This window comes from Pseudomonas sp. 20-5 (genome assembly GCF_056782835.1).
Genome location: NZ_CM165584.1, coordinates 2,761,107 through 2,771,320, shown reverse-complemented (window position 1 = coordinate 2,771,320; position 10,214 = coordinate 2,761,107). Strand labels below are relative to the sequence as shown.

General features: G+C 68.3%; 8 protein-coding genes. 1 reads left to right on the top strand and 7 read right to left on the bottom strand.

The genetic code is table 11. The features are described from left to right. Window positions 1-53 precede the first annotated feature (53 nt). The 7 genes from tpsB1 to AC1RB9_RS13025 all read right to left on the bottom strand — a co-directional run bounded on the left by tpsB1 (window position 54) and on the right by AC1RB9_RS13025 (window position 9,023). Window positions 54-1,751 (bottom strand): two-partner secretion system transporter TpsB1, encoded by a 1,698-nt coding sequence (gene tpsB1, locus AC1RB9_RS13055; protein WP_058149248.1) that lies wholly within the window; start codon window positions 1,749-1,751, stop codon window positions 54-56. Window positions 1,752-2,063: 312 nt separating this feature from the next. Further along, entirely contained in the window at window positions 2,064-2,588 is a 525-nt protein-coding gene (locus tag AC1RB9_RS13050) for a hypothetical protein (protein ID WP_003120098.1), read from the bottom strand. A 46-nt stretch (window positions 2,589-2,634) separates the two neighbouring features. After that, window positions 2,635-3,783 (bottom strand): PepSY-associated TM helix domain-containing protein, encoded by a 1,149-nt coding sequence (locus AC1RB9_RS13045; protein WP_003113288.1) that lies wholly within the window; start codon window positions 3,781-3,783, stop codon window positions 2,635-2,637. Between the two features lie 117 nt (window positions 3,784-3,900). Beyond that, window positions 3,901-6,363 (bottom strand): ferrioxamine receptor FoxA, encoded by a 2,463-nt coding sequence (gene foxA, locus AC1RB9_RS13040; protein WP_003113289.1) that lies wholly within the window; start codon window positions 6,361-6,363, stop codon window positions 3,901-3,903. Window positions 6,364-6,506: 143 nt separating this feature from the next. After that, the gene (gene foxR / locus AC1RB9_RS13035) at window positions 6,507-7,493 is read right to left on the bottom strand and encodes an anti-sigma factor FoxR (protein WP_003131336.1); all 987 of its coding nucleotides are present in this window, start codon (window positions 7,491-7,493) and stop codon (window positions 6,507-6,509) included. Window positions 7,494-7,501: 8 nt separating this feature from the next. Continuing rightward, window positions 7,502-8,020, bottom strand: a complete 519-nt coding sequence (locus AC1RB9_RS13030) for a sigma-70 family RNA polymerase sigma factor (protein WP_003089775.1) — start codon at window positions 8,018-8,020, stop codon at window positions 7,502-7,504. An 88-nt stretch (window positions 8,021-8,108) separates the two neighbouring features. Further along, on the bottom strand, window positions 8,109-9,023 hold the full coding sequence (locus tag AC1RB9_RS13025) for a LysR family transcriptional regulator (protein ID WP_003089777.1): 915 nt from the start codon (window positions 9,021-9,023) through the stop codon (window positions 8,109-8,111). A 124-nt stretch (window positions 9,024-9,147) separates the two neighbouring features. Here AC1RB9_RS13025 and gtdA point away from each other — a divergent pair, with 124 nt between their 5' ends. Continuing rightward, entirely contained in the window at window positions 9,148-10,209 is a 1,062-nt protein-coding gene (gene gtdA, locus AC1RB9_RS13020) for a gentisate 1,2-dioxygenase (protein ID WP_003106350.1), read from the top strand. Window positions 10,210-10,214 lie beyond the last annotated feature (5 nt).

Below are 10,214 nucleotides of genomic sequence, written 5' to 3'. Positions count from 1 at the left end.
GGCCTCGATGCAGGTAGGCGCTTTCCTAAAGCGTTCAGGAGGTCGCCGCGTCTTCAGAAGAACGCGTCGACCCGGAAATAGATCGGGTGCTCGCGCCGCTCGATGGCGCTGGGCCGCTCCAGCGAGCGGGCGAAGCCGACGCTGGCGGCGAAATAGCGGCCGCGGGCATCCAGTTCGATGGCGTTGCCGCTCATGCGCCCGCTGGCGCCGTCGTTGTAGCGGTCGTGGCGGATCACGCCGACGTCGTAGGCGAAGGCCACGCCGTATTCCTGCAGCCAGGGCCGCAGCGGCGCCCACTCCACCGCGCGCCGCCAGCGCAACTGGTTGCGCCAGTAGCCGCCGCTGTCGCCGGTCAGGGTCTGGTCCTTGAAGCCGCGCACCGAGCTGTTGCCGCCGAGGCTGATGCGCTGCGGGCTGAACAGCACGTCCTCGCTCCTCTGCCCGGTGGCCAGGCTGTCGAAGCTGAAGCGCTCGCCCCATAGCTGGAACGGCTGCAGGTAGCTGAGGGTCAGGCTGTACTTGTCGTAGCGCGCATTCGGATCGCCCGCGTGCGGGTGGCCGCGACCCTGCGCGCCAAGGGCGCCGATGCCCTGCTGCCAGCCGAGGTCGAGGTTGACGAAACCGCTGCCGATCCGCCGGCCGTGGTTGAAGCCGAGCTGGGTCTCGGTGATCCGCGTGCTCTGGTCTTCCAGGCGGGTGTCTTCGACATAGTTGTTGGTGCGCTGGTGGCTGAGCCCCAGGCTCATGGCGGTCTTGCTCATGCCGTCGCGGTGCAGCACGCGTTCGGCGCGGAACTGATGGCTGCGGCTGTCGCCATCGAGCTTGAAGGGGAAGCCGCTGGCCTCGTTGCGCGTGCGGTAGTCGCTCTGGCTGTAGCCGTAGGTGAAGGTCCACCAGCCCCAGGGCAGGCTGTAGAACAGGCTCTGGCTGTCGGAATGGCGCCAGCGGTCGGTCACCGCGTCGCGGTTGGCGCGCAGGTTGAGCTGGTCGGCCAGGCCCAGCGGGCTGTCCCAGTCCAGGCCCAGGCCCATCTGCTGCTCGCCGGTGCTGACGTCGCCGTCGTTGTTGCGCGTGGCGGAGACCCGCCAGGGCTTGTCGCGCTCGCCCTTGAGACGCACCCGGCTGCCGCCGACCTCGCTGCCGGGCACCAGCTCCAGTTGCGCCTGGCGCGACGGCAGGCGGCTCAACTGGTCGACCAGTTGCTCCAGCTCGCGCAGGTCGAGCAGCTCGCCGGTCCTGCCCGGAAAGCTCATCGCCAGTTCGCGCGGGCTGGCCAGCGCGGAGCTGTCCAGGCCCTCCAGGCGGCCTTCGACGACGATGATGCGCAGGGTCCCGGAGGCCAGGTCCTGCTGTGGCAGGTAGGCGCGGGTGGTGACGTAGCCGCGATCCAGGTAATGGTCGGTGACGGCCTTGAGCAGCGCATTGAGCTGGCCGACGCCCAGGCAGCGCCCCTGGTAGGGCGCCAGCAGTTGGCGACGCGCGCTTTCGCCGAGGTGCCCGGCGCCCTCCAGCTCGATGCGGCGGATCTCGAAGCAGCGCTCGTCGTCGCCGGAGGCATCCGCAGCGGCGGGCGCTCCCTTGCCGGGCAGTTGCTGGAGTTCCTCCAGGCGCTTGCGCTGTTCGTCCAGCAGGCGCTGCTGGCGGTCGCGGATCAGGTCGCGGTCGCCGGGGGAGGTGAAGGGGGCGGCGCTGGCAAGCAGCGGCAGTAAAACCAAGCCAGCGACAACCGCACGATAGCTAGAACGCAACATCCGATGTCCTGCGAGTTCCCTTCAATATCCACCGCATAGCTAAACGACATGGGCGTGTTGAGGGGGGATTAGTCCAAAAGTAGGAATGCTAATCCAAACAGGGACAGGAGGGAATGGCACTTTGCCTTCATTGCGTCGTCCTGGCTGTACGGACGTTTCAGGATCGATGCGATGTCGTCATTTTCGTAATGGGAAGGACCTATCGGTCTCCAGGCAGCGCTCGGCCGGGTTCTGGTGAGCTGATTATTTGCGCTCGTGGCCCGGCAGAAAGAAGCCCCGCCAAGGCGGGGCTGCTTTGACGCAGACTCGAATTCACTTCACCGGCAGGTCCTTGCCCCACAGGCGCACCGCCTTGATCCCTTCCGCGCCGCCTTCGAAGACGAAGGTCTGGCGGATGCCGGCCTTGGCCGGGACGGTGACGTCGTCGGGGTTGGCGAGGGCGACCAGGGCGTTGGAGTAGCCGTCGTTGTCGATCACCAGCAGCGCGCCGGTCTGGGTCAGGTTGATCAGGCGCACGGTGGCGTCGCTGTCGTTCTTGAAGCCGAGGGTGACGGCCAGTTGCTGGTCGCGCGGCTCGGTCTTGAGCACTTCGACCTGGCCGATCTCGGCGAAGCCGGCGTTGTCGGAGACCACCTTGGCGCCATCGGCGCCCTGGGCCGACTGGCGGCCGCTGGTGATGCCCTCGCTGACCCCGCCGAGGAGGTTCTTGCCGGTCTCGATGGCCGAGGACACCGCGGCCTTGGCCGCATCCTTGACCGAGCTGCCCTCCTCCGCGGCCACGGCGCTGCCGGCGGCCAGGGGCAGGAGCAGTCCCAATGCGGCGATCCTTGCGTTCATTCGTCCATCCTCTGGTGGTGTGGGAGGCAGCCAGACTAACAGCCGTCTAGCGGCCGTTCCAGTGGCGCGCCCGGCGCTTGCGCCACCAGATGTAGACACCGGTCAGCGACAGCCCGGCGATGGCCAGGCCGAGGGCGGCGATGGCGATGCGTCCCGGCAGGCCGGCGATGCGCCCGCCGTGGATCGGGTACTGCAAGCGGTAGAAACGCTCTCCCCAACTGCCCTGCCCGGCGACTTCCTGGCCTAGCAGGCGGCCGTCGCTGCCGTGGAAGAACAGCCAGGACTTGCCCATGGGGTCGTCGTGGTCGCCGAAGCCGGCGCCGAAGAAGTTGTATTCGAAGCTGTAGTACAGCTCGCCGATCGGCTCGGCGATGCCCAGCCGCGCCGCTTCGACGCTGGCCAACTGGAAGGTGCGGTCGTAGTCCAGGCGGGTCTCCCCCAGTTGCTCCCTGGGCAGCCGCCCGCGCGCCTCGTAGACGCTCGGTTCGATCGGCGAGAACAGCGATACCAGCGGCTTGAACACCTGGCTCGGCAGGTTCAGGGCGACGCTGCTCAGCGCCACCGGCGCCAGCAGCAGCCAGAGCCAGAGGCCGCCGGCGCGATGCAGGTCGAAGTTGAAGCGGTAGGCGTTGCCGCGCTTGATCTTCCAGGCTGTCGTCCACTTGCTCCAGAACGGCCGGCCGCGCGGCAGGGTCAGCCAGGCGCCGACGAAGCAGTCGAGGAACCAGAACATCGCCACCCCGCCCATCAGGTACAGGCCCCAGTTCCCCGGCAGGGTCAGGTTGTGGTGGAACTCCAGGACCCAGGGAACCAGGTTCGCCGGCTGGAAGCAGCAGGCCGCCCAGAGGCGCTTGCCGACTTCCTCGCCGCTGACCGGGTCGAGGTAGAACACGTCGTGCTCGACCTTGGCGCCGGCCTCGCGCGGCACGGTGGCGAGCAACGCCGGATGCCCGCCCGCCTCGGGATACTCCATGTACCACACCAGTTGTCGCGGATAGCGTGACTCGACGCGTTGCACCAGGCTGCCTGGGGAAAGGCGCTCGCCACCCTCGCCCACGGCGTAGAAGCCGGGGTTCAGCCATTCGTCGATTTCATGATGGAAGGCCAGCAGGCTGCCGGTGAGACCGGCGAGGAAAAGGAACAGCGCGGTAGCCAGACCGACATAGCGGTGCAGCAGGACCAGGACGGGGCGCATGGGGGCTCCAGGTAACCAGGGTACGGCCGGCGACGCCGGCGAATGCCCGGCGCGTACGTTGCGCGCCGGGCTGCTTGGCCGGTACCGCGGCGCTGGCGCCGGGGCCCGGGTGGACGGTCAGAACTGGTAGTTCACCGTCGCGGTGACGTTGCGCTTCTCGCCGAAGTAGCAGAAGTCCAGGCTGTAGCAGGACGCCACGTAGTCCTTGTCCAGCAGGTTGTTGGCATTGAGGCTGACGTCCAGGCCTTTCAGGCCGAGCTTGCCGAGGTCGTAGCCGATCCGCGCGTCGACCAGGGTGTAGTCCGGCACCCGCAAGGTGTTTTCCTTGTCCGCCCAGGTCTCGCCGACGTAGCGAGCGCCGCCGCCGATGCTCAGACCGCTGAGCGGGCCGGCGTCGAAGGCATAGTCGGCCCACAGCGAAGCCATGTGCTTGGGCGCCTGGTTCGGCGTATGGCCCTGGTTGCCGTCCAGCGACTTGGTGTAGGTGATGTCGGTGTAGGTGTAGCTGCCGAGCAGTTTCAGGTTGTCGCTGAGCTGGGTATGGGCCTCCAGTTCGAGCCCCTGGGAGCGCACTTCGCCGACCGAGGTGTAGAAGTTGTCCTGGGGTTCCTTGGAGGCGACGTTTTCCTGGGTGATATGGAACAGCGAGGCGGTGTAGAAGCTGTTGCTGCCCGGCGCCTGGAACTTCAGGCCGAGTTCCCACTGCTTGCCCTCGGTGGGCGCCAGGGGCGTGCCGGAGGCGTCGGAATAGGCGTTCGGGTTGAACGACTCGGAGTAGCTGACGTAGGGCGCCAGGCCGTTGTCGAACAGGTACAGCGCGCCGATCCGCCCGGTGAATTTCTCCCAGTCATCGTCGGCCTTGCTGCCGGTGCTGCGGTTCTTGTCGGTGACGCTGACCCAGTCCTGGCGCAGGCCGAGCGAGAAGCGCCACTGGTCGATGTCGATCAGGTCCTGGAGGTAGACGCCGGTCTGCTCCAGGCGGCGGGTGTGGTTGTCGTCCGGGAAATAGCTGATGGCGTCGTCGCCGTAGACCGGGTTGAACGCGTCCAGCGCCGAGGCCGAGCCGGAACGCCAGTCGACCACGGTGCGCCGGCGCTGGTAGTCGAGGCCGGTGAGCAGGGTGTGGCGCGCCGCGCCGGTGGCGAATTCGGCCTGCAGCATGTTGTCGACGATATACGCCTGCAGGTGCTCGCGGGCGCCGCTGAAGTAGCGGTTCAGCTTGTTCGGCTCGCTGGCGCTCCAGCCGTAGGCGTAGACCTGCGACAGGTCGACGTCGGAGTCCAGGTAGCGGAAGTTCTGCCGCGCCGACCAGACGTCGTCGATGCGGTGCTCCAGCTGGTAGCCGAACATCCGCTGGGTGCGGTCGAAGTCGTCCTTGCTCGGCTCGCCATCGAAGAACTCGCGGGAGATGTGCCGGCCGTTGTGGTGCGACAGGGTGCCGTCGGCCGGTACGCCGCCGTGGTAGCCCCCGTTGGGATCGTGTTGCAGGTAGCCTTGCAGGGTCAGGGTGGTGTCGTCGCTGAAGTCGATGGCCAGGGTCGGGGCGATGGCGTAGCGCTCCTCCTTGACGTGATCGAACTGGGTGTCCGAGCCCTTGCCGAGACCGATCAGGCGGTAGGCGATGCGCTTCTCCTCGTCGAGCGGCCCGCTGAAATCGAAGCCCATCTCCTTCTGGCCCATGTTGCCGATGCTGCCGGTGATCTGGCGGTAGTCCTCGTACAACGGCTTCTTGCTGGTCAGCGCCACCAGGCCGCCCGGCAGGCTACGGCCGTAGAGCACCGAGGACGGCCCCTTGAGCACATCGATGCGTTCGAGGAAGTACGGGTCGACCTGCATCGAGCTGAAGGTACCGCTGTCGCCCATGGCCTTGAGGCCGTCGAGGTAGATGTTGTCCACGCTGTTGTCGGCGAAGCCGCGCATCACCACGTAGTCGTAGCGGTTGGAGGCGCCGACCTGGCCGGTGAAGATGCCGGGGGTATAGCGCATCGCCTGCTGTACGGTCTTGGAGGCGGTGTCGTCGATCTGCTCGCGGGTGATCACCGAGACGGTCTGGCTGGTTTCCAGCAGCGGCTTGCTGGTCTTGGTGGCGATCTGGCTATGGGTGGCCAGGTAGCCATCGGTGCTGCCCAGGTTGTTGCCGAGGGCGAAGACCTCCACCGCCTGCATGTTCAGCACATCGCCGTCCTTTGCCGGCGCCTCGCGCAAGACGAAGCTGCCGTCGCCCTGGTCTTCCGCTTCCAGCGGGGTGTCGGCGAGCAGCCGGGCCAGGCCCTGCTGCACGGTGAAACTGCCGCGCAACCCCTGGGAGCTGTAGCCACCGGTCTGCGCCGGAGTGGCCGAGAGGGTGATGCCGGCCTCGCGGGCGAAGCGGTTGAGCACGTCGCCCAACTGTCCGGCGGGGATCGCATAGGGCCGCGCCTGTTCCGCCGCCGCTTCGGCGGCCGAGGCGCAGAGCGGCGCCGCGCCGGCCGCCATGGCCAACGACAGCAGGGCCGCGCGCACCGAACGGCTCAGGCGCGAGGCGCGGGGGAAATCGAGGGACGACGGGGCATTGCGGAGGACGACGGCGGTGGCGGTCATGAACGGGATCCGTTGGAGTCGTTGAAGGGTGTTCAATCGGTAAAGCCGGACCAGTCGTGGAAAACCGACAAAAATAATGAAAATAATTTTCAGTGCGTTTCGCTCCGGGCGAAAGCAAGCGTCCACGCGGCCGCCGGCGCGACTCAGGCGGCGACCACCCTCACCCACCAGCGGGTATGTCGCTGCAGGCGCACCGGCAGGGTCCGCGCGAGCACCTGCAGCAGCTTGTCGGTGTCGTCCAGGCGATAGACCCCGGACAGGCGCAGGTCGGCGACCTCCGCGGCGCAGCCGAGGTAGCCGTTGCGGTAGCGGGCGACCTCGGCGAGGAAATCGGCCAGGCGCATGTCGCGGGTGACGATGAGGCCATCGGCCCAGGCCACGGCGTCCATCTGCGGCCGTTCGAGGCGCCGCACGCCGTCGGCGGCGATCCGATAGCTCTGCCCCGCCTCGGCCACCGGAGCCTGCAGCGGACGCGCGCCGAAGGCATCGATGCGCACCGAACCCTCGCTGACGCTGAGACAGGTGGCGGCATCTTGCAGGCGTACGTTGAAACGGGTGCCGAGGGCCTCGAACAGCCCTTGCGCGGTACGTACCCGCAGCGGCCTGTGCGTGGGCGATTGCGTATCGGCGCCGCTGGCGAGGAAGATCTCGCCGCGGGCGAGGAGGATCAGGCGCTGGCCGGCGTCGTAGCGCACGTCGACCGCGCTGTCGGTGTTCAGTTGCAGGCGGGTGCCGTCGACCAGCTCGATACTGCGTCGCTCGCCGGTGGCGGTGCTGTAGTCGGCGCTCAGGCGCTGCCAGGGCAGGCTGTCGCGACCGACCCAGGCCACGGCGCCGCCGGCCACCAGCAGCGACAGCAGTTTCAGCGCCTGGCGCCGCTGCAGGCGCTGCGCGCTGCTGTCCAGGGTGCCGTAGGCGACCCCGCCGGGCAGCGCCTTGAAGCGTCCGTGCAGTTCTTCGTTGAGCGCGCTGACCTGCTGCCAGGCCCGCTCGTGCTCGCCGTGCTCCGCGCGCCAGGCCGCGCAGGCGCGCTGCAGGCGATCGTCGCCCGGCTGCGAGCGCAGGCGGACCAGCCAGTGGATGGCCTGCCTGACCACCGCTTCGTCGACCCTACCGCGCGTCCCGTCCACGGCTCCGCTCATTCGCCGTAGCGCAGCAGGTAGCAGTGGTACAGCGCCTCGGCCACGTAGCGCTCGACGCTACGCTGGGAAACCCCCATGCGTTCGGCGATCTGCCGGTGGCTGAGGTCTTCGCACTGGGCCAGGAGGAAGGCGGTGCGGACCTTCGGCTTGAGCCCGTCGAGCATCCGCGAGATTTCCTCCAGCAGTTCCAGCACCAGTTCCCGCGCCTCGGGCGACGGCGCCTGTGCCTCGGGCAGGTGGGCGATGCTTTCGAGGTAGGCGCGCTGCAGTTCCTCGCGACGCCAGTGGTCGATCACCAGGCCGCGGGCGATGGTCCGCAGGAACGCGCGCGGCATGCCGATCTCGCGCAGTTCGCGCTTGAGCAGGATGCGCAGGAAGGTGTCCTGGGCCAGGTCCGCCGCGTCCGCCGCGCAGCCCAGCTTGCCGCGCAACCAGTTCTGCAACCAGCCATGGTGCTCGCTGTACAGCGCATGCATGGCGCGATGGTGGGCGCTGAGAAGGATCGGGGCGGACATGGGAAAGTCGGGGCGACACATGAATGATAATGAATCGCATTGTCGAGAAGCCGCGGCCTTTTTGCAATAGCACCCGCCGGCCGGCGCCCTACTCGGCCGCCGCGCCTTCGCGCAGGCAGGCCAGCAGGTCTTCGCTGGCGCGGTCGCGATGCGGTTCGTCGCGCCAGCACATGCCCACCGCGCCCTCGCCGGGAATCTCCAGCGCCAGCCTGGCCACCAGGCCGAGCCCGGCGAGGTGCTCGACCACCCGCGCCGAGCCGATGGATAGCATGTCGCTGCCACGCAACAATTCGATGTTGGCCAGCATCGACGATGACTCCAGGCGGTAGGCCGGCGGCTGCCGGCCGCCCTGGGTCAGGGCCATGTCGAGCTTGCTGCGGATCGGCGAGCCGGGCGGCCAGACGATCCAGTCGTAGCGCCGCACGTCTTCCCAGTCCAGCGCGGCGGCCTGGGCCAGGGGGTGACCGGGGCGCGCCATCACCACGATCGCCTCGCTGTAGAGCACCTCGCAGCGCAGGCTGGCGCGCGGCGCATAGTTGTCCAGGCGCCCCACCACCACATCGAGCTGGCGTTTCTCCAGCCGCTCGAGAAGGCCGTTCATGGTGCCTTCGAGCAGTTCCACCTGGGCCCCGGGGTAGCGTCCGAGGAACGCCCGCAATGCGCGCGGCACCAGGCTCGGCGCGGAGGCCGGCGACGTGCCGAGGAGTACCCGGCTGCCGCTGCCGCTGCGCATCGCCTCGAGGTTCTGCCGCGCCCGCTCCATCTCGGTGAGCACGCGCTGGGCGTGGTTGAACAGGGTCATGCCATAGGGCGTCGGGCGCAGGCCACGGGCGTGACGCTCGAACAGCGGCGCGCCGACGTCCTCCTCCAGTTCCTTGAGCCACTTCGACAGGCCCGGTTGGGTGGTGTGTGCGGCCCGGGCGGTGCCGCTGAGGTTGCCGGTCTCCATCAGGCTGACCAGCAGTTGCAGGTGTTGCAGGCGCAGGCGGCGGGTCCAGTCCATCGCAAGCCATCCTCGAATACGTATAGGTCGATGTCTAAATATCATTATTCGGTTATGCCTTCACCTCGAATAATGGCTACCAGACCGAGGCGGCCCCGCCTCCTCCCGCCGGAGATTCATCGGTATGCATAACGACAATTCCACCGAGAAGCGCGCCGACTTCTATCGACGCATCCGCCAGCAGCACCTCACCCCGCTCTGGGAAGCCCTGCACAGCCTGGTCCCGGCGCAACCCGCCGGCGGCTGCCAGGCGGCGCTGTGGCGCTATCGCGAACTGCGCCCGTTCCTGCTCGAGGCAGGCGACCTGATCAGCGCCGAGGAAGCGGTGCGCCGCGTGCTGGTGCTGGAGAACCCGGACCTTCCCGGCCAGTCGGCGATCACCCCGAGCCTCTACGCCGGCCTGCAACTGATCCTGCCGGGCGAGATCGCCCCCAGCCACCGGCACACCCAGTCGGCCCTGCGCTTCGTCGTCGAGGGCTACGGCGCCTACACCTCGGTGGACGGCGAACGCACCCGCATGGAGCCGGGCGACTTCATCATCACCCCGTCCTGGACCTGGCACGACCACGGCAACCGCGCCGCCGCAGAAGGCGGCGAGCCGGTGGTCTGGCTGGACGGCCTGGACATCCCGATGCTGCGTTTCTTCGGCGCCACCTTCGCCGAAAACCATGACGAACCGGTACAGCCGTTGCGACGTGGCGAAGGCGACAGCCTCGCCCGCTACGGCAGCAACATGCTGCCGCTGCGCCATCAGCCGACGACGCCGACCTCGCCGCTGTTCAGCTACCCCTACGCGCGCAGCCGCGAGGCCCTCGAGCGCCTGGCGCGCCTCGAACGGCCCGATCCCTGGGAAGGCCACAAGCTGCGCTACGTCAACCCGGCCACCGGCGGCTGGGCCATGCCGACCATCGCCACCTGCCTGCAACTGCTGCCGGCCGGCTTCCTCGGGCAGCCCGCGCGCAGCACCGACGCCAGCGTCTATTCGGTGGTGGAAGGCAGCGGCGTGGCGCAGATCGGCGGCCGGCGCTTCGCCTTCGAGGCCAAGGATCTGTTCGTCGTGCCCTCCTGGGCCGAGCTGCGCCTGGAAGCCGGCGCCACCGACTGCGTGCTGTTCAGTTTCTCCGACCGCCCTGTGCAGCAGGCGCTCGGCATCCTCCGCGAATCCCGCGAAACCCTCGCCCACTGAAGGAC

Coding starts and splice junctions, on each gene's coding strand:
- tpsB1 (WP_058149248.1), bottom strand. CDS start 1,751: ATGTTGCGTTCTAGCTATCGTGCGGTTGTCGCTGGCTTGGTTTTACTG.
- AC1RB9_RS13050 (WP_003120098.1), bottom strand. CDS start 2,588: ATGAACGCAAGGATCGCCGCATTGGGACTGCTCCTGCCCCTGGCCGCC.
- AC1RB9_RS13045 (WP_003113288.1), bottom strand. CDS start 3,783: ATGCGCCCCGTCCTGGTCCTGCTGCACCGCTATGTCGGTCTGGCTACC.
- foxA (WP_003113289.1), bottom strand. CDS start 6,363: ATGACCGCCACCGCCGTCGTCCTCCGCAATGCCCCGTCGTCCCTCGAT.
- AC1RB9_RS13030 (WP_003089775.1), bottom strand. CDS start 8,020: ATGTCCGCCCCGATCCTTCTCAGCGCCCACCATCGCGCCATGCATGCG.
- AC1RB9_RS13025 (WP_003089777.1), bottom strand. CDS start 9,023: ATGGACTGGACCCGCCGCCTGCGCCTGCAACACCTGCAACTGCTGGTC.
- gtdA (WP_003106350.1), top strand. CDS start 9,148: ATGCATAACGACAATTCCACCGAGAAGCGCGCCGACTTCTATCGACGC.